This is a genomic window from Sphingobium sp. LF-16 (assembly GCF_003711185.1).
GTDB lineage: Bacteria > Pseudomonadota > Alphaproteobacteria > Sphingomonadales > Sphingomonadaceae > Sphingobium > Sphingobium yanoikuyae_A.
Genome location: NZ_CP029335.1, coordinates 4,273,889 through 4,290,604, shown reverse-complemented (window position 1 = coordinate 4,290,604; position 16,716 = coordinate 4,273,889). Strand labels below are relative to the sequence as shown.

Here is a 16,716-nt window from a genome sequence, read left to right as displayed (position 1 = left end):
GATGACCGATGACGAGATCGAAGCGCTGGGCACCGGCTTTTGCGCCTGCACCTTGCCCAAGGCGAGCTGGACCCATGGCGCCCATTTCGCGACCGCGCTGTGGCTGATCCTGCGCCGGCCCGATATTGACGCCGAAATTGACATGCCCGGCATGATCCGCCGCTACAATGAAAGCGTCGGCGGGGTGAACAGCGACACGAGCGGCTATCATGAGACCATCACCCAGGCCTCGCTGCACATGGCCCGACAGTTACTGACCGGCCTGCCCGCCGATGTGACGCCGGCCGCAGCCTATGCGGCGCTGATGGCGTCGCCGCTGGGCGACAAGGACTGGCCCTTCACCTACTGGACGCGCGAGACGCTGATGAGCCCGGCCGCGCGCCGGGCATGGGTCGCGCCCGATCGGACGCCGCTGCCGACATAAAAAAAGGGCGGCCCGAACGGACCGCCCTTCCCCATATTCCGATCGAGAGGGATCAGAAACGGAAGCCGATGCCGACGACGCCAGCGTCACGGCCACCGAAATTATCTTCATACTCGGTGCGCTGATATTCGGCCGAGATGTAGGTGTTCGGGGTCACCGAATATTCCAGGCCACCGCCGTAACGCACGCCTTCCAGCGAGGTGTGGGCGCCAGCGGCTTCGATGCGGCTCGAAGCGTAGCCGACCTTGCCGAACGCCAGGATCTGCGGGGTCACGACATAGCCGAGACGGACCGAAGCGGCGAGGTCGCGGCTGGCGTCGAAGCCCTGGCCGTCGACGGTCGAGTCACCGAACGACACTTCCGGACCGAAGGTCACGCGGTTGGCAACGGCGAGGTCATAGCCGGCGGTCACGCCGTAGCTGAAACCGTCTTCGCCCTGCGCCTTGTCAAAGCCCATGGTGACGCCAGCGCGCGGACCGGTGAACGGCGCAGCATCCTGAGCGAAAGCGGGGGCCGAAACAGCGGCGGCAGCAGCAATCGCTGCGAAAATCACAGTCTTCATAAAGTCCTCGATATTTATTATGACGCTACGACTTAATTGTTCATCTAGCGTTCAGGTTTGATGCTAGGAAAATATGAAATAGAATCACACTTCCTCCTGCTTATTCTTCTCCGACACTTCGGAGAGGAACTGCCCCCTCTGCATCATGAGAGCGCAGTGGCCATCTAGGATCGCCAAACTCACTTGCAAAGGGGCAAGGCCTTTATTTCAATCAATTTCAGGGCTTGTGTTGCAAAAGTGTGACAACGCGCCTGCAGCACGACCGACCGCAAAAAGGGGACGGCCCGACAGCCGCCCCCTTCGCGAAAGCCCCGGTTTCCGGGCGATCAGAAGCGCAGGCCGATGCCCGTCACCAACTGGTGGCGCGACACGCCTGCCTCATAATCGGAATAGCGATATTCGCCCTTGAGGAAGAGCTTTTCGGCGATCCGATATTCCAGACCCGCGCCCAGCCGCAGCCCATCGCCATTGTCGCCGCCGCGGATCAGGCCGCCTTCGCCGTCACTGGCTTCATATTCCATCCGGGCATTGCTGTAGCCCGCCTTCACATAGGCGAGCGCCTTGCTGCCAAGCGGCACACCGATCCGCCCGCCGACATACAGGTCGCGATCGGTCTCGCTCTTGCCGCCGGCGACATGCAGACGGGTGGTGGAATCGGAAATTTCGCCCTCGATGCCCAGGATCAGGCCGCCCAGGGCAAAATCATAGCCGGCATTGAGGCCATAGAGCAGACCGTCGGCCGATTTGACGCCCTTGGCATCGACCACATCATAGCCGGTGATGATTTCGGCATGGGCACCCGTGAAAGGGGCATAATCCTGCGCAAAGGCAGGAGCCGAAACAAAACATAGAACAGCCGAAGCGATGAAAAACGTGATACTCTTCATATTACCCATCCAATATCTGCGTCGAAGCGCCGAAAATCGTGACAGGCGACCTTGTTTATACTCCCGTTTCGTGGAGGAATTTTATCAATTCAAATTTCTGTACGAAAATTCTTTGAAGTCGACTTCATCAGTCCCTTGCAGGGCCAGCCGTTGATCGCAATCGCACGGCGCGCACCATGGCCATTCGACCAACGACGGGCCTGGACATGCGAACGACCGCGATGCGGCTGGATATTTCGACGAAAGACAATAGGGTCATGGCCATGGAGCCGCCTTACGCCCCAGGGGACATGGTCCGCCGCCACCGCCTGGCCACCCGGCTGTGGCACTGGCTGAACGCGCTGCTGCTCTATATCCTCTTCACCTCCGGCCTTGGCATCTTCAACGCCCATCCCCGCCTCTATTGGGGGCAATATGGCGCCAATTTCGATCATGCCTGGCTGGAGCTGGACCGGTTCCCCGGCTGGATCACCCTGCCCGCCCTCTATAATCTGGCGCTGTCCCGCCACTGGCACCTGACCGCCGCGCCGATCTTCGCCTTCGCGCTACTCTTCTACATGCTCTGGAGTCTGGCGGGCGGCCATATCGCCCGTGACCTGGCCTTTCGCCGCGGCGAACTGGCGCCGCGCCATGTCTGGCAGGACATTTGTGACCATGCCCGACTGCGCTTGCCCACCGGCGCCGCGGCGCTGCGCTACAATGTGCTGCAGAAGGCGAGCTATATCGCCGTCCTCTTCATCGCCCTGCCGCTGCTGATCCTGACCGGGCTTACCATGTCGCCGGGCATGAACGCCGCCTGGCCCTGGCTGGTCGACCTGTTCGGCGGGCGCCAGGCGGCGCGGTCGATCCATTTCCTGACCGCTTTTGCGCTGGCCGCCTTCTTCCTGGTCCATATGCTGATGGTGCTGCTGGCCGGCCCGGTGAACGAGATAGGATCGATGATCACCGGCCGCTATCGCCTGCCTAAGGACCGGCCATGATCCTGACCCGCCGCACCCTGCTGCTGGGCGCGACCGCGACGCTGGCGGGATGCGACCGGATCGCGCGCCAGCCGCTGGCCCGCGACATCCTCTTTTCCGCCGACAATTTTCATCAATGGGCGCAGCGCACAATCATGGCGCGCGACGCACTGGCGCAGGAATTCCAGCCCGACCAGATTTCGCCCTTCTTCCGCGCGAACGGCACCGCCAATCCCAACACCCCGGCCTACAAGGCGCTGTGGCGCAGCGGCTTTGCCGACTGGCGGCTGCGCGTCGACGGACTGGTCGCCCGCCCCCTGTCGCTTTCGCTGTCGCAATTGTACGCCCTGCCCCATCGCGAGCAGATCACCCGCCATGACTGTGTCGAGGGGTGGAGCGCGATCGGCAAGTGGCGCGGCGTGCCCTTGAAGCTGCTGCTCGACGGCGCGGGCCTGCGCGATCGCGCGCGCTATATCGTGTTCCACTGCGCCGACGACATGGGCGGCGGCACCGCTTATTATGAGAGCATCGACCTGATCGATGCCTTCCATCCCCAGACCATCCTGGCCTTCGCGCTCAACGACCGGCCGCTGAGCGTCGCCAATGGCGCGCCGCTACGGCTGCGGGTGGAGCGGCAACTGGGCTATAAACAGGCCAAATATCTGATGCGGATCGAGGCGGTCGAGAGCCTATTGTCCATCGGTCGGGGCAAGGGTGGTTTTTGGGAAGACCGCGCCAATTATGATTGGTATGCAGGTATTTGACGGCCGCGTAACGAGAAGGACCAGCCTGCTCCATGAAGATTTTCGACCGCGTTCTGAGACGTCTTGTCACCAAGGGTCAGTTGACCGTTTTCTATGCCGATGGCCGTAGCGTTACCGTCGGTTCGCCCGATCCCGACCTGCCCCCGCTGGCGCTGCGCTTCCTCGACAAGCGCGTGCCCCTCGACATCGTCAAGGATCCGCGCCTGGGCATGGCCGAGGCCTATATCGATGGCCGGGTGGCGATCGAGGGCGGCGGCATCATGGAATTCGTGTCCATGATCCGTCAGAACAACGCCTGGGAAAATGGCAAGTCGATCGACGCCAAGGGGCCGGTGCAGCGCGCGCTGAAGACGGTGCGCCGCAAGCTGTGGAAGGCCAATCATCGCAGCCGGTCCAAGGCCAATGTCGCCCATCATTATGACCTGTCGGGCGCGCTCTACGCCCTCTTCCTCGACCGCGACCGCCAATATAGCTGCGCCTATTTCCCCGATGCGGAGAATGAGGCGGGGATCAGCCTGGAACAGGCGCAGGAAGACAAGAAGGCGCATATCGCCGCCAAGCTCTACCTGAAGCCGGGCATGAAGGTGCTGGACATTGGCTGCGGCTGGGGCGGCATGGCGCTGTACCTGCACAAGCATTTCGGTGTCGACGTCACCGGCATCACCCTGTCGGAAGAGCAGTTGAAGGTTGCGCGCCAGCGGGCGATCGACGCCGGCGTGGCCGACCATGTCCGGTTCGAACTGATCGATTATCGCGACATTGAAGGGCCGTTCGACCGGATCGTGTCGGTCGGCATGTTCGAACATGTCGGCACCGCCGACTATCGCGTCTTCTACAACAAGTGCCGCGACCTGCTGACGCCGGACGGCGTGATGCTGATCCACACGATCGGCCGGGTTGATGGCCCCGGCATCACCGATACCTTCACCACCAAATATATCTTCCCCGGCGGCTATATCCCCGCTTTGTCGGAAATGGTGGCGGGCAGCGAAGGCACGCGGCTGATGATCACCGACGTGGAAGTGCTGCGCATCCATTATGGCCTGACCATCCGCGACTGGTACAAACGGACCATGGCGCACAAGGCGGATATCGTCGCCCTCTATGACGAGCGCTTCTTCCGCCTGTGGACCTTCTATCTGGCGGGCGCGGCGACCGTGTTCGAACATGGGTCGATGGTCAATTTCCAGGTCCAATATGTGCGCGACCGCCGCGCGCTACCTATCACCCGCGACTATATGATCGAGGCAGAGACCGCGCTGCGCGGGCGCTGAAACACCATCGCGCACCGATGATGCGAGGCAGAATTGCGACCGTCCGGGCGGGCTGAACAAAGCCTGTCAGCCCCGTTCCCGGACGGTTCAGTGACCGGCCCCCATTCTCCTCCCCACGTCCCCGCGCTGCCCCGGCAGCCGGGCCGGACAGAGGAGAAGCAAGATGAAATTCCTGTGGAAAAGCGCCGCGATGCTGGGCCTGGCCATGGCCGGCATCGCCGCCACGAGCGCGCCTGCCCAGGCGCAGCATTATCGCAGCGACGGCTGGCGCGGCGATCGTGACGGCCGCTGGGATGGCCGGCGCCATTGGGACAATCGCCGCTGGGACGACCGCCGTCGCTGGCGCGGCGACCGGCGCTATTATGACGGACGACGCGGCTATTATCGCTCCGCCTATCGCCAGCGCTGCTGGGACGAATGGCGCTATAATTCCTATCGCGACCGTCGGGTCCGGGTGCGTGTCTGTCGCTGATCCCGCCTGAGCAAATCCATATCGCGGCCCGCCCCGATTGAACCCGAGGGCGGGTTGCGGCATTTCTGTGCCCATGAGCGATCCTACACCCGTCATCCAGAGCCTGTTGTCGGGCCTGCCGATCCTGCTTCTCCACCTCGCCTGCGCCACCCTGGTCTGGGCGGCCGCCATGGCGGTCTATATGTGGATAACCCCGCACGACGAGTTCAAGCTGATCCGCGCCGGCAATGAGGCGGCCGCCATTTCGCTGGGCGGCGCCTCCGTCGGCCTCGCCGTGCCGCTGGCCTTCTGCCTCGCCGGATCGGTCAATGTCTGGGACGTCGTCATCTGGGGCAGCGTCACGCTGGTGCTGCAACTCATCGCCTTTCGCCTGGTAGACCTGTTGCTGGGATCGCTGTCGGGCCGGATCGAGGCGAATGAGCGTTCCGCCGCGATCTTCCTGGCGATGATGAAGGCCGCGGTCGCCTGCCTGACGGCTGCGGCCGTGGCGGGCTGACGCGATGGGGCGTGGGGGCTGTGGCTGCCTGCCCTGGCTGCTGGGCCTGATCCTGCTGCTCGCCTGGCTGGGCGAGATGCAGGCACCGTCCTTGCAGGTCGAACAATATGATCCCCGTTCGCCCCGCCGCCCGCTGCCGCGCGGTAGCGAGGAACAATATATTATCGAGGATCGGCCCGGCGGCCCGGCCGACGCCATGGGCACGGCCTTTGCCGTCGATCGCAGCGGCGTGTGGATGACCGCCGAACATGTCACCCATGGCTGTTCGCGCGTCGGGCTGGAACAGCGCGGCCGCGCGCTGGAGGTGCCGCGCGTCATCGAAAGCCGGGAATCGGATGCCGCGATCATCCCGCGCGGCCCCCGCAGCCCCGCCGCCCTGCCGCTGCGCAGTGGTGCGCCCTCGCCCGGCTCCACCGGCTATCATATGGGCTTCCCCGCCGGCGAACCGACATTGGTCCTGTCCGAACTGATCGGCCGGGCCGAAGCGCGGCGCGGCAGCAGCGGCATCGACCAGCCGGTGCTGGTCTGGGCCGAGCGTGGCCGCCTGCCCGAGGGCGATGGCACCCTGTCGGGGATCAGCGGCGGCCCGGTCTTCTCCACCGATGGCCGGGTGGTCGGCATCAACAGCGCATCGACCGACCGGCGCGGCCGCATCCTGACCGTGGCGCCCGACGCGATGATGCGCCTGACCGCCGCCAGCCGTGCCGTTGGCGACCAGCCGGTGCCCTATCCCTTTGCCGGGCTGACCGACGCGCAGGAACGTTTCGCCAACTGGCTGGACGATGGCGTCATCCGCCGCATCTTCTGCGATGTCGATGACGGGCGCGGCGGTTGACGCCTGCGGGCAGGAAAGAGTAGGCGCTGCGCAGCATTTTCAGGGAAATTGAGATCATGAGCGACACGCCCCCCGACCATCTGTCCACCAACCCGCGCAGCCCCCATTTCGACATGGAGGTGCTGCAGCGCGGCATCGGCATCCGTTTCAAGGGCCGTGAACGCAAGGATGTGGAAGAATATTCGATTTCAGAGGGCTGGATTCGCGTTGCCGCCGGCAAGACCCGCGACCGTCACGGCAACCCGCTGACCATCAAGCTGTCGGGTGAAGTCGAGGCCTGGTTCGAAAACCCGGCCGAAGGCGCCGAGGGCGACAAGGCCGCCGACGCCGAATAAGCTTATAAGGCCGGTCCCCGCTTGATCGCGGGGGCCGGTCAGTTCATCAGGGATTCGCGCTTCACGTCGGCGATGACGTCGCCCAGCGAGCGATCCGACGGGCTGTTGTCCGCATATTCGATGATGAACGGGTCCGCCTCGATACGGGGCGCCGCCTTGCGCCGGGGCGCAGCAGGCTTGGGCGAAACCGCCGCCACCATCGCATGCGTCTGAACCGACGCCATCCGTGTCGCCGCCCTGGGCAGCGGCGCAAGCTCCGCACCGTCCTCACCATCGCCTGTCTCGGCCGCGACGCTGGCATAGCGAAGGCTGCTGCCCAGCGCCGGATCGGGCGTGAAGGGATGCAGCTTCGCCCTGGTCGGATAGATGAAGCCGAAGGTCGGGTTGATGCGGGCGCCCATCTGGCCGGTCGGGCTGTGCCAGACGCGCACCTGGCTCCAGTCGCCCGCATCCGACACGTCGATCGCCAGCACATCCTCCTCGATCGCGCCGGGCGACGACCAGTTGGCGTGGCGGATCAGCACGCGGCGATCATCCAATATCCGGCTGACCACGGCGACATGGCCCAGGGTCATCGGCCCGACGGGCCGGAAGGCGAGCACCGCCCCCTTTTTGGGGATGCTGCCGCGCTTGTAATGATCCTGTGCCTGGTCCCACCAGGTCAGCGCATCACCATAGATTTCCACGCCCGACACGATGCGCGCATAAGGAACGCACTGCAGCGCCGTGGCGCCCAGCACGGGCGCCGCCGTCAGGCCGGACAGCAAAGCCATCCAGCGGACATATCGAAACATTTAATGCGACCTCTAAGCGTCGAGTATCGCCCCACCGCGATCGACCCTAGAGCCCCATCCGTAAGGATTGGGTTAACGGCTCAGAAAGCACCCTTGGCGCTGTCGGTGCCGGCGGTGGCGCGATCGGCCAGGGCGATCTGGACCGGCTGATCGATTTCCGGCTTGTCGGCATAGATGAAGCCGTTGGTCGGGTTCGAACGCAGGCCAACGTCGCCGATCGGGCCATACCATACGCGCACGTCGGTCCAGTCATTGTTGGGCGACACGTCGATAGCGCGGACATTGCGCTCGACACCGCCACGATAGGACCAGTTGGCGTGGGTCAGCAGCACTTCGCGATCATTGACGATCTTGCTGACCATGGCGACATGGCCGACCGGCATGGCGCGGCTGGACGCGAAGGACAGGACGGCGCCGACGCGGGGCTCATGACCACGGTCGTAGCGACCGGCGGCCTGGTTCCACCAGGTGTTGGCATTGCCGAAAATCTCGATGCCCGAAACTTCGCGGGCGAAGGGCGCGCATTGCAGGACACCGGCGGTGGCGGGAACGGCAGAGAAGGCACCGAGCGCAAGCATGGCGGCTGCGAACAGCGCGCGAAAACCACCGATCATTCCTTGCGACCCCCGACTTGTAGGTAGGTATAATCCCCGATGACCTCCTTAGGGCAGACGCCGTTCGTCTTGAAAACCGCCGAGCGATGAGTCGTTGCTGCGATGCGTCATGCTGCGGAACGAAAAACATGCCCGGCCGTTACATGGAGCCGGGTTGCACCGTTCAACTCGTTGAAAAGACTATCTTCCGTGCCGGTCATCCAGACCTGGCCGCCGGTTTCGCGCAATCGGTCGAACAGCGCAGCTCGTCGCGACGGGTCGAGATGCGCCGCCACTTCGTCGAGCAGAAGCACCGGCGGCTGGCCGCGATCAGCCGATACCAGAGCCGCATGCGCCAGCAGGATCGAAAGCAGCAGCGCCTTCTGCTCGCCGGTCGAACAGAGCGCCGCCGCCTGATTCTTGGCGATGTGGATGACATCCAGATCATGACGATGCGGGCCAGAAAGGGTGCGGCCGGCCGCGGCATCGCGTCGCCGCTCGCGGGCAAGCCGCTGGCCGAGCGGTTCGTCACTGGCGCCGTCCTCCTGCGCGATTCGGATGAGGGGCCGGGCGAAGGGCTCGTCGGGCTGATCGACCAATTGCCGGTTGAGGCGCGCGACCAGATCGGCGCGGGCGGCCGCGAGCGCCGTGCCATGCTCTTCCATCTGCGCCTCCAGCGCGCCGATCCACGCCGGGTCCGCCCGGCGCAGATCGGTCAGCAGCCGGTTGCGCGCCCGCATCGCCGCTTCATAACGGGCGCTGTGCGCGGCATGGCCGGGATGGAGCGCCAGGGTGAGGCGATCGAGGAAGCGCCGGCGACCGCCGGGGCTGTCGAGGAACAGCCGGTCCATCGCCGGCGTCAGCCAGACGATCGAGAGATGGTCGGCCAGCGCATTGGCGGACGAGGCGACCCCGCCGATCCGCACCTGCCGCCGGTCGGGCGCATCCGCGCTGACGCCGGTGCCCAGCACCACGCCATCCACCTCCGCCGCGATGCCGAAGCTGCCGCCGCCATCCTGCCGCGCCATCGCCCGCAGCGCCGCGCCGCGCAGCCCCCGGCCGGGCGCCAGCATCGATACCGCTTCCAATATGTTGGTCTTGCCCGCCCCATTGTCGCCGGTCAGCAGGACGAATGGCTGGTCGGGCACGATCAGCGCGTCCGCATGGTTGCGGAAATCACTCAGGGTGAGGCGGCCGATCATCGCGCCGCTGTAGCGAGGACTGCGCGCCGGGGGAAGCGGTTCAGGCCGCCGGGGTGCAGCGCTTGCGCACGATCGCCGTGCCGTCATTGGTGATGGTAAGCTGCTGCCCATCGGTCGAGGGACGCAGCATCAGGGTCCGGGTCCAGCTTTCGCCCTCACCCGTGAAATTGGCGACGACCGCCAGCCGCCCCTCCCCCTCGCGCGTGACACGCTGAACTGTGCCGACGCTTTCGTGGAAGATCAGGCTGGCCGCGGTCAGTTCCAGCGCCTGGGCCGCCGCCCGGTCGCCGCAGCGTTCCTTGGTGCCGGTCCAGCGCCCCTGCAGCGCGATCGGGATCGCATTGGCGTGAAGCGCGTCGCCCCTGGCCACGGGCAGGTCGGGCGCGGGCTCTACCGGGGTGATGGCATTGGCGCCGGGCGGGACATCGCGCGTGCTCGGCAAGGCCTGGTCCAGGATGTTGGTGACCATGCCGGACTGATTCTGTTCCTTGCTGCCGCAACCGGCGAGCAGCAGCAGCGGAAGGGCGAGGAGGAAATGGTTACGCATGCGATGCCAACCCGGCAGGGCGGCATCGGGTTCCCCCAACCCTCGCGTGACCGGCCATCGCGGCCATGCTATCACCGCCGCGACAATCGAGGAGGGATGCCATGCCGGTCCTGGGAATGGGCGGACTTTTCTTTCGCGCGCGTGATCCGCAGGCCCTGTCCGCCTGGTATCGCACTCATCTGGGCGTCGGCGGCGGATGCAGCGCCGATCCCGACATTCCGGCGGTCAACGAATATGTCTGGCAGACGCTGGGCGGACCGATGGTCTTTTCGCCGTTCAAGCAGGACAGCGACTATTTCGCCGCCGACAAGAGCTTCATGATCAATCTGCGCGTGTCCGATCTCGACGGGCTGCTGGCGGACTTGCGCGCGGCGGACGTTGAGGCCATCACCAAGCCCGAATGGGATCATCCCGATGTCGGGCGCTTTGCCCGCATCCATGATCCCGAGGGCAATGCCATCGAATTGTGGGAACCGCCCACCCCCGCCGCCTGACCGACCCATGGGAGCTAGATTATGAAGAGCGCGAAGATCATCCTGGCCCTGGCGGCCGCAGCCCTGGGCACGCAGGGCAGCATGGCGGCACTGGCGGTCGGCGCCAAGGCGCCGGAATTCACCACGCGCGGCGCGCTGGCCGGCAAGACCTTCACCGTCACCCTGTCGCATCAGTTGAAGCGCGGGCCGGTGGTCCTCTATTTCTTCCCCAAGGCCTTCACGCCGGGCTGTTCCGCCGAAGCGCGCGAGTTCGCGGAGAATATCGACAAGTTCAAGGCGGCCGGCGCCACCGTGATCGGCATGTCGGCGGATCCGGTCGACGATCTGGTCGCCTTCTCCACCAAGGAATGCGCCGGCAAGTTCGCGGTCGCCTCGGCCGGGCCGAACATCGTGTCGGGCTATGATGTCGCGCTCAAGATGCGGCCGGGCATGACCGACCGCACCTCCTATGTCATCGCGCCGAGCGGCCGCATCGCCTTCGTCCATAGCGAGATGAGCTATGCCGGCCATGTGAAGAGCACACTGGCTGCGGTCGAGGCGATGAAGCAGAAATAAGGCGCAACGGCGAAGGGGTGCCGGTCACCCCTTCACATATTTGTCGAACCAGCCGATCGTTTCATTCCAGGCGGCCTTCGCCGCCGCCGCATTATAGCTGGGCCGATAATCGGCCATGAAACCATGGTCGGCGCCGGCATGGACCGTGATCGCATCGGGTGGCGACTTGCCCGCCGCCTTGAGCGCCGCGCGCATCGCTTCGACATCGGCCTGGGGTATGCCCTTGTCCAGTTCGCCATATTGGCCAAGCACCGGCGCCTTGAGCTGCCCCACCTCCTCGATCGCCGACAGGGTCTGGAGGTCGTTCTTCTGGGTCACGAGCCGACCATAGAAGGCGACGCCGGCGTCGAGCGCGGCACTGTGCGCGGCATAGAGCCAGACCACCCGGCCACCCCAGCAGAAACCGGTGATGCCGCGCCGTGACGCGTCGCCGCCATGGGCGCCGGCAAAGGCATAGGTGGCATCGATGTCGGACAGGACCTGCGCGTCGGGCGCCTTGCTCACGATCTCCGCCACCAACTGCTTGAAGTCGCTGACCTTGGTCGCGTCGCCATGGCGGGCGAACAGATCCGGCGCGACGGCATGATAGCCGGCTTTCGCGAAGCGCCGGCACATGTCGCGCACCCATTCATGGACGCCGAAAATCTCATGCACGACGACGATCACCGGCGCCTTCTTCTTGCCCGCCGGGCGGGCGACGAAGCCGGGCATGGCGAAACCGTCACTGGTCGGGATCGAGACGGCTTCCTCCACCAGCCCGTCGGGCGCGGTCTGGATGGTGCTGGCCGCGACCGGCTGGCAGGCGGCGGCAAAACCGGCGGCAAAGGCGCCGCCGGCCAGGATGTGACGCCGGCTGAGCCCGGTCGAGGCAATCCAGTTGCGATCCTCCGCCAGCCGCTCGACGGGGGACGGCACATCATCGCGATCGGTGGTCATCGGCGCTCTCCTGCTGTGGACGGGCGCAGACTAGCCCAAGCCCACGGTCGCGCAAGCCGACAGGACAATCCCATGACGCCATCGCCGCCATCGGCGTTCCGATCGATCCAATTTTGGGCGAGACGCAGGAAATATGGCAGCTTGTCCGCAGCTTGTGGCGGACTTGATTTCGATCAGCATGATTTTTCGGAACATCGCTGCGCCGGCCCAAGTTGAGCGCAGGCGGGTTACGATGCCCGTTAGGAGAGTGTGAGATGGCAAACCAGAACCAGAATCCCGGTCAGCAGGGCGGTCAGCCCGGCAAGCCCGACCAGCAGAACCAACAGGATGAACAGCGTCGCCAGCAAGGCGGCGGCCAGCAGGAACGCCGCGACGATCAGGATCGCGAGCAGCGCTGATCCCTTCATGCATCCCATAGCATGAGCTGGGGCCGTCCCGCCGGGGCGGCCCTTTTTTTGGGGTGCCAGACATGGTGAAACGGCGCCCCATGCCTGAACATCGCGCCATCGCGCTTGGCATCGCCATCCCGGCAGGATAGCGCCTGCGCCATGACCGCCCCCGCCCATCCGCGCCGCACCGCCGCCATCGCCTTCATCCTGGTGACGGCGCTGCTCGACGTCATGTCAATGGGCATCGTCATTCCGGTGCTGCCGCAGCTGATCGAGACATTGTCCGGCTCCAGCAGCAGCGCGGGCCTGTGGAATGGCCTGTTCGTCGCGCTCTGGGCGGCGATGCAGTTTCTCTGCTCGCCGGTGATCGGGTCGCTGTCGGACCGCTTCGGGCGCCGGCCGGTGATCCTGATCTCGGTCGCGGGGCTGGCGCTGGACTATGTGCTGATGGCGCTCGCGCCCAATCTCTGGTGGCTGGCGCTGGGCCGCATCCTTGCCGGCATCACCTCGTCCAGCTTCACCTCCACCTTCGCCTATATGGCCGACATCACCCCGCCCGAGGGGCGGGCGCGCGGCTATGGGCTGATCGGCGCAGCGTTCAGCGCGGGCTTCGTCGCCGGGCCGCTGCTGGGCGGGGTGCTGGGCGAGATTTCGCACCGTGCGCCCTTCTGGGCGGCGGCGGGCCTGTCCGGCCTCGCCTTTCTCTATGGCCTCATCGTGCTGCCCGAATCGCTCGCCCCGGAAAAGCGCATGGCGTTCAGCTGGCGCCGCGCCAATCCTTTCGGCGCGCTGCAATTGCTGCGCTCGCACCCCGAATTGTCCAGCCTCGCGATCGTCAATTTCCTCCTCTATTTCGCCCATCATCTCTTCTCGGCCGTGTTCGTCCTCTATGCCGGCGACCGCTATGGCTGGGGCGCCTGGCAGGTCGGCACCCTGCTGGCGATGGTCGGCCTGCTCGACATGGCGGTGCAGGGCCTGCTGGTCGGTCCGGTGGTGAAGCGACTGGGCGACCGAACGACGATGGTCGTGGGCCTCGGCTTCGGCGCGGTCGGCATCGCCGCCATGGGCCTGGCGCCCACAGGCTGGCTGTTCGTCGCCGCCATGTTCCCCAACGCGCTCTGGGGCCTCGCCATGCCGACCATCCAGTCGCTGATGACGCAGCGCGTCTCCGAAAGCGAACAGGGCCAGTTGCAGGGCGCCAACAACAGCGTCGGCGCGATCGCCGGCATCGTCTCCCCGCTCTTCTTCGGTGCGGTCTATTCCGCCTCGGTCGGCACCCGCCCGATCCTGCCCTTCATCGGCAGCGCCTTCCTGATCGCGGCGCTGGTGCTGGCCGGTGCCGCCTTGCTCGGCCACGCGGCAGGACGCAAACAGGATGGTCCTGCGCCGGCCTAGAGCATTCTGAAGTCGGCTGGAACAGCCGACGACTCGCAGAATGCGGCAAACAAAAGAAAATCAGAGCATCATCCGATTTACCCTAATCGGATGATGCTCTGAACCGGGAAAACTGGACATATCGGGGCGGTGCGACTAACCGGGCGCGAATCCCTTCCCACGCTCGATATAAAGGCGATTCGATGACGCTGCCCCTTCAGGATTCCATCCTTATCGTGGACTTCGGCAGCCAGGTGACTCAGCTCATCGCCCGGCGCGTACGCGAAGCCGGCGTCTATTCCGAGATCGCCCCCTTCACCCAGGCCCAGGCCGCGTTCGACCGCATGAAGCCCAAGGGCATCATCCTGTCCGGTTCGCCCGCCGGCGTGCCGGAGGAAGGCAGCCCGCGTGCGCCGCAGGCCCTGTTCGACGCCGGCGTGCCGATCCTGGGCATCTGCTACGGCCAGCAGGTGATGAGCCATCAGTTGGGCGGCGAAGTGCGCCCCGGTCACGAGACCGGCGAAGGCGGCGAATTTGGCCGCGCCTTCCTGACCGTGACCGAACCCTGCGCCCTGTTCGACGGACTGTGGGAAGTCGGCGAACGGCATCAGGTGTGGATGAGCCATGGTGACAAGGTCACGAAATTCGCGCCCGGCTTCAAGATCGTGGCCGTGTCGGACGGCGCGCCCTTCGCGGTGATCGCCGACGAGGAACGGAAATTCTACGGCACGCAGTTCCACCCCGAAGTCGTGCATACGCCCGACGGTGGCAAGCTGATCGCCAATTTCGTCCGCCATGTCTGCGGCCTGGCCGGTGACTGGACCATGGCCGAATTCCGCCAGGTCAAGATCGCCGAGATCCGCGAGCAGGTCGGCAATGGCCGGGTCATTTGCGGCCTGTCGGGCGGCGTCGACAGCGCGGTGGCCGCCGTGCTCATCCATGAAGCGATCGGCGACCAGCTCACCTGCGTGTTCGTCGATCATGGCCTGATGCGCCTGGGCGAAGCCGAGCAGGTGGTCAGCCTATTCCGCGAACATTATGGCATCAAGCTGGTCCATGTGAACGCCGAGGAGCGCTTCCTGGGCGGCCTTGCCGGCCTCACCGACCCGGAAAAGAAGCGCAAGTTCATCGGCGGCGAATTCATCGCCGTGTTCGAGGAGGAAGCCGCCAAGATCGGCGGCGCCGACTTCCTGGCGCAGGGCACCCTCTATCCCGACGTGATCGAATCGGTCAGCTTCACCGGCGGGCCCTCCGTGACGATCAAGTCGCACCATAATGTCGGCGGCCTGCCCGAACGCATGAACATGAAGCTGGTCGAACCGCTGCGCGAACTGTTCAAGGACGAAGTGCGCGTGCTGGGCAAGGAACTGGGCCTGCCCGACATCTTCGTCGGCCGCCATCCCTTCCCTGGCCCCGGCCTTGCCATCCGCATCCCCGGCGAAGTGACCAAGGAACGCTGCGACATCCTGCGCAAGGCCGACTTCATCTATCTGGAGGAAATCCGCAACGCGGGCCTCTACGACGCGATCTGGCAGGCCTTTGCCGTGCTGCTGCCGGTCCGCACCGTCGGCGTGATGGGCGATTACCGCACCTATGACAGCGTCTGCGCCGTGCGCGCGGTCACCTCGACCGACGGCATGACCGCCGACATCTACCCCTTCGACGCCGCTTTCCTCAGCCGCGTCGCGACCCGCATCATCAACGAGGTCAAGGGCATCAACCGCGTGGTGTATGATTACACCAGCAAGCCCCCCGGCACGATCGAGTGGGAGTAAAGCCGAAATAGCGAATGTCCGGGGGACATTCGCCGGCTTTACTCGGCCGCGCGAGCGGCCGTGGGTATCGAACTCAATCGCCGTCCGGGGGACGGCGATCCGGTTTATTCGGCACCGCAAGGTGCCGCACCGCTTAGACCCAGTTGCGGCCGCGCAAGCGGCCGCCGCCCTTACCGCGCCGCCAGCACCGCCGCCATCTGCGCGACCAGTTCGGCGGTCGGCCCGGTATCGTCCCAGGCATAGAGCGACACGCGCATTTCGGCCTCCGCCCCGAAGGGCGCATAGGGTCGCACCGCCCGCCCGGTCGCCGCGCGCATCGGCACCAGCGACAGGCCCATGCCCGCCTCCACCGCGGTCAGCACGCTGGTGAGGTCGCTGCCGGTGAAGGCGACATGGCAGCGCCGCCTCTCCCGCCCGATCCGGTCGAACATCGCGTCGCGATAGAGGCCGCCCGCCGGAAAGGCGACCAGCGGCAACGGATCGGGCCAGTCGCCCTGCCGGTCCGCGCTTTCATGCCAGCCGATCGGCTCGGCGAAACTGGCGCGGCAATCGGCGCTCGGCGTCGGTTCCTTGACAGCGATGATGTCAAACTCGCCCGCGCGGTATCGGCGCGTGAGATCGCGGCTGAGCCCGGTGGTGACGTCCAGCCGCACCGCCCGATATTGTTCGGAAAAGCGGGCGAACACCCGCATCATGGCGCGACTGGCGATGTCGTCGGGCAGGCCGATGCGGATCGACGCGCTGCCGGCCGGATCGGCAAGCAGGCTTTCCGCCTCCTGCTGCAGCGACAGGATGCGCCTTGCATGGCCCAGCAGCCGCTCGCCCGCCGCCGTCGGCCGCACCGGCCGCGCCGCCCGATCGACCAGCATATGCCCCACCGCCTGTTCCAGCCGGCCGAGCTGCTGGCTGATGGTCGACTGGGTCATGTGCAGCCGCTGCGCCGCAATGGTGAAGCTGCCGCTGTCGGCGATCGCGACAAAGGCACGGAGCAGGCGCGGATCGAGCATGGCATTCCATTTGGATCATGAATGATTGCCATTCATATATGT

21 protein-coding genes are annotated in these 16,716 nt (G+C 65.5%); 12 read left to right on the top strand and 9 right to left on the bottom strand.

Annotation, left to right across the window (positions count from 1 at the left end; translation table 11 throughout):
• Position 1 precedes the first annotated feature (1 nt).
• Positions 2 to 424: a hypothetical protein gene (locus DIZ22_RS20185; protein WP_048936242.1), complete on the top strand. Its 423-nt coding sequence runs from the start codon at positions 2 to 4 to the stop codon at positions 422 to 424.
• 52 nt (positions 425 to 476) lie between these two features.
• On the opposite strand, the gene DIZ22_RS20180 is transcribed toward DIZ22_RS20185, so the two are convergent.
• Complete coding sequence (locus DIZ22_RS20180; RefSeq protein WP_004209879.1) at positions 477 to 986, bottom strand: outer membrane beta-barrel protein; 510 nt, start codon at positions 984 to 986, stop codon at positions 477 to 479.
• A gap of 326 nt (positions 987 to 1,312) precedes the next feature.
• Complete coding sequence (locus DIZ22_RS20175; RefSeq protein WP_037507272.1) at positions 1,313 to 1,873, bottom strand: porin family protein; 561 nt, start codon at positions 1,871 to 1,873, stop codon at positions 1,313 to 1,315.
• Positions 1,874 to 2,163: 290 nt separating this feature from the next.
• Here DIZ22_RS20175 and DIZ22_RS20170 point away from each other — a divergent pair, with 290 nt between their 5' ends.
• The 7 genes from DIZ22_RS20170 (at position 2,164) to DIZ22_RS20140 (ending at position 7,008) form a co-directional block, all read left to right on the top strand.
• Positions 2,164 to 2,853 (top strand): cytochrome b/b6 domain-containing protein, encoded by a 690-nt coding sequence (locus tag DIZ22_RS20170; protein ID WP_234415658.1) that lies wholly within the window; start codon positions 2,164 to 2,166, stop codon positions 2,851 to 2,853.
• Complete coding sequence (locus tag DIZ22_RS20165) at positions 2,850 to 3,596, top strand: molybdopterin-binding protein (RefSeq protein ID WP_048936241.1); 747 nt, start codon at positions 2,850 to 2,852, stop codon at positions 3,594 to 3,596. Before DIZ22_RS20170 ends, DIZ22_RS20165 begins: the two co-directional genes overlap by 4 nt.
• Positions 3,597 to 3,628: 32 nt before the next feature.
• Complete coding sequence (locus tag DIZ22_RS20160) at positions 3,629 to 4,870, top strand: cyclopropane-fatty-acyl-phospholipid synthase family protein (protein ID WP_004209872.1); 1,242 nt, start codon at positions 3,629 to 3,631, stop codon at positions 4,868 to 4,870.
• Positions 4,871 to 5,033: 163 nt separating this feature from the next.
• Positions 5,034 to 5,342 carry a hypothetical protein gene (locus DIZ22_RS20155; RefSeq protein ID WP_010336501.1) on the top strand — a complete coding sequence of 103 codons (309 nt, stop codon included), beginning with the start codon at positions 5,034 to 5,036 and terminating at the stop codon, positions 5,340 to 5,342.
• Positions 5,343 to 5,415: 73 nt separating this feature from the next.
• Complete coding sequence (locus DIZ22_RS20150; RefSeq protein WP_004209870.1) at positions 5,416 to 5,838, top strand: DUF350 domain-containing protein; 423 nt, start codon at positions 5,416 to 5,418, stop codon at positions 5,836 to 5,838.
• Between the two features lie 4 nt (positions 5,839 to 5,842).
• A complete protein-coding gene (locus DIZ22_RS20145) occupies positions 5,843 to 6,673 on the top strand; it encodes a serine protease (protein WP_048936240.1) in 831 nt (276 codons plus the stop codon).
• A 56-nt stretch (positions 6,674 to 6,729) separates the two neighbouring features.
• The gene (locus tag DIZ22_RS20140; RefSeq protein WP_004209867.1) at positions 6,730 to 7,008 is read left to right on the top strand and encodes a DUF3297 family protein; all 279 of its coding nucleotides are present in this window, start codon (positions 6,730 to 6,732) and stop codon (positions 7,006 to 7,008) included.
• Positions 7,009 to 7,046: 38 nt separating this feature from the next.
• Here DIZ22_RS20140 and DIZ22_RS20135 read toward each other — a convergent pair whose 3' ends face one another.
• The 4 genes from DIZ22_RS20135 to DIZ22_RS20120 all read right to left on the bottom strand — a co-directional run bounded on the left by DIZ22_RS20135 (position 7,047) and on the right by DIZ22_RS20120 (position 10,144).
• Positions 7,047 to 7,802, bottom strand: coding sequence for a CHAP domain-containing protein (locus DIZ22_RS20135; RefSeq protein WP_048936239.1), 756 nt, complete (start codon positions 7,800 to 7,802; stop codon positions 7,047 to 7,049).
• A gap of 80 nt (positions 7,803 to 7,882) precedes the next feature.
• Entirely contained in the window at positions 7,883 to 8,416 is a 534-nt protein-coding gene (locus DIZ22_RS20130; protein WP_004209865.1) for a CHAP domain-containing protein, read from the bottom strand.
• Between the two features lie 107 nt (positions 8,417 to 8,523).
• Entirely contained in the window at positions 8,524 to 9,597 is a 1,074-nt protein-coding gene (gene recF, locus DIZ22_RS20125; protein WP_048936238.1) for a DNA replication/repair protein RecF, read from the bottom strand.
• A 40-nt stretch (positions 9,598 to 9,637) separates the two neighbouring features.
• Complete coding sequence (locus tag DIZ22_RS20120) at positions 9,638 to 10,144, bottom strand: hypothetical protein (protein ID WP_234893095.1); 507 nt, start codon at positions 10,142 to 10,144, stop codon at positions 9,638 to 9,640.
• A gap of 101 nt (positions 10,145 to 10,245) precedes the next feature.
• On the opposite strand from DIZ22_RS20120, the gene DIZ22_RS20115 reads away from it, so the two are divergent.
• Entirely contained in the window at positions 10,246 to 10,638 is a 393-nt protein-coding gene (locus DIZ22_RS20115; protein WP_004209861.1) for a VOC family protein, read from the top strand.
• Between the two features lie 21 nt (positions 10,639 to 10,659).
• The gene (locus DIZ22_RS20110) at positions 10,660 to 11,193 is read left to right on the top strand and encodes a peroxiredoxin (RefSeq protein WP_004209859.1); all 534 of its coding nucleotides are present in this window, start codon (positions 10,660 to 10,662) and stop codon (positions 11,191 to 11,193) included.
• A gap of 24 nt (positions 11,194 to 11,217) precedes the next feature.
• Here the strand turns inward: DIZ22_RS20110 and DIZ22_RS20105 are convergent, their stop codons facing one another.
• Positions 11,218 to 12,129: a dienelactone hydrolase family protein gene (locus DIZ22_RS20105; protein ID WP_048936236.1), complete on the bottom strand. Its 912-nt coding sequence runs from the start codon at positions 12,127 to 12,129 to the stop codon at positions 11,218 to 11,220.
• A gap of 239 nt (positions 12,130 to 12,368) precedes the next feature.
• Positions 12,369 to 12,536, bottom strand: coding sequence for a hypothetical protein (locus tag DIZ22_RS22020; protein WP_010336493.1), 168 nt, complete (start codon positions 12,534 to 12,536; stop codon positions 12,369 to 12,371).
• Between the two features lie 141 nt (positions 12,537 to 12,677).
• Between DIZ22_RS22020 and DIZ22_RS20095 the strand changes: the two genes are divergently transcribed.
• Positions 12,678 to 13,913 (top strand): TCR/Tet family MFS transporter, encoded by a 1,236-nt coding sequence (locus DIZ22_RS20095; RefSeq protein ID WP_122928691.1) that lies wholly within the window; start codon positions 12,678 to 12,680, stop codon positions 13,911 to 13,913.
• A gap of 182 nt (positions 13,914 to 14,095) precedes the next feature.
• A complete protein-coding gene (gene guaA, locus DIZ22_RS20090; RefSeq protein WP_010336491.1) occupies positions 14,096 to 15,667 on the top strand; it encodes a glutamine-hydrolyzing GMP synthase in 1,572 nt (523 codons plus the stop codon).
• Between the two features lie 170 nt (positions 15,668 to 15,837).
• Here guaA and DIZ22_RS22420 read toward each other — a convergent pair whose 3' ends face one another.
• A complete protein-coding gene (locus DIZ22_RS22420; protein ID WP_048936233.1) occupies positions 15,838 to 16,674 on the bottom strand; it encodes a LysR family transcriptional regulator in 837 nt (278 codons plus the stop codon).
• Between the last annotated feature and the right edge of the window lie 42 nt (positions 16,675 to 16,716).

What these genes read in the sequence shown, in the direction of transcription:
- DIZ22_RS20185 (WP_048936242.1), top strand. Translation starts at nt 2, where the DNA reads ATGACCGATGACGAGATCGAAGCGCTGGGCACCGGCTTTTGCGCCTGC.
- DIZ22_RS20180 (WP_004209879.1), bottom strand. Translation starts at nt 986, where the DNA reads ATGAAGACTGTGATTTTCGCAGCGATTGCTGCTGCCGCCGCTGTTTCG.
- DIZ22_RS20175 (WP_037507272.1), bottom strand. Translation starts at nt 1,873, where the DNA reads ATGAAGAGTATCACGTTTTTCATCGCTTCGGCTGTTCTATGTTTTGTT.
- DIZ22_RS20170 (WP_234415658.1), top strand. Translation starts at nt 2,164, where the DNA reads ATGGTCCGCCGCCACCGCCTGGCCACCCGGCTGTGGCACTGGCTGAAC.
- DIZ22_RS20165 (WP_048936241.1), top strand. Translation starts at nt 2,850, where the DNA reads ATGATCCTGACCCGCCGCACCCTGCTGCTGGGCGCGACCGCGACGCTG.
- DIZ22_RS20160 (WP_004209872.1), top strand. Translation starts at nt 3,629, where the DNA reads ATGAAGATTTTCGACCGCGTTCTGAGACGTCTTGTCACCAAGGGTCAG.
- DIZ22_RS20155 (WP_010336501.1), top strand. Translation starts at nt 5,034, where the DNA reads ATGAAATTCCTGTGGAAAAGCGCCGCGATGCTGGGCCTGGCCATGGCC.
- DIZ22_RS20150 (WP_004209870.1), top strand. Translation starts at nt 5,416, where the DNA reads ATGAGCGATCCTACACCCGTCATCCAGAGCCTGTTGTCGGGCCTGCCG.
- DIZ22_RS20145 (WP_048936240.1), top strand. Translation starts at nt 5,843, where the DNA reads ATGGGGCGTGGGGGCTGTGGCTGCCTGCCCTGGCTGCTGGGCCTGATC.
- DIZ22_RS20140 (WP_004209867.1), top strand. Translation starts at nt 6,730, where the DNA reads ATGAGCGACACGCCCCCCGACCATCTGTCCACCAACCCGCGCAGCCCC.
- DIZ22_RS20135 (WP_048936239.1), bottom strand. Translation starts at nt 7,802, where the DNA reads ATGTTTCGATATGTCCGCTGGATGGCTTTGCTGTCCGGCCTGACGGCG.
- DIZ22_RS20130 (WP_004209865.1), bottom strand. Translation starts at nt 8,416, where the DNA reads ATGATCGGTGGTTTTCGCGCGCTGTTCGCAGCCGCCATGCTTGCGCTC.
- recF (WP_048936238.1), bottom strand. Translation starts at nt 9,597, where the DNA reads ATGATCGGCCGCCTCACCCTGAGTGATTTCCGCAACCATGCGGACGCG.
- DIZ22_RS20120 (WP_234893095.1), bottom strand. Translation starts at nt 10,144, where the DNA reads ATGCGTAACCATTTCCTCCTCGCCCTTCCGCTGCTGCTGCTCGCCGGT.
- DIZ22_RS20115 (WP_004209861.1), top strand. Translation starts at nt 10,246, where the DNA reads ATGCCGGTCCTGGGAATGGGCGGACTTTTCTTTCGCGCGCGTGATCCG.
- DIZ22_RS20110 (WP_004209859.1), top strand. Translation starts at nt 10,660, where the DNA reads ATGAAGAGCGCGAAGATCATCCTGGCCCTGGCGGCCGCAGCCCTGGGC.
- DIZ22_RS20105 (WP_048936236.1), bottom strand. Translation starts at nt 12,129, where the DNA reads ATGACCACCGATCGCGATGATGTGCCGTCCCCCGTCGAGCGGCTGGCG.
- DIZ22_RS22020 (WP_010336493.1), bottom strand. Translation starts at nt 12,536, where the DNA reads ATGAAGGGATCAGCGCTGCTCGCGATCCTGATCGTCGCGGCGTTCCTG.
- DIZ22_RS20095 (WP_122928691.1), top strand. Translation starts at nt 12,678, where the DNA reads ATGACCGCCCCCGCCCATCCGCGCCGCACCGCCGCCATCGCCTTCATC.
- guaA (WP_010336491.1), top strand. Translation starts at nt 14,096, where the DNA reads ATGACGCTGCCCCTTCAGGATTCCATCCTTATCGTGGACTTCGGCAGC.
- DIZ22_RS22420 (WP_048936233.1), bottom strand. Translation starts at nt 16,674, where the DNA reads ATGCTCGATCCGCGCCTGCTCCGTGCCTTTGTCGCGATCGCCGACAGC.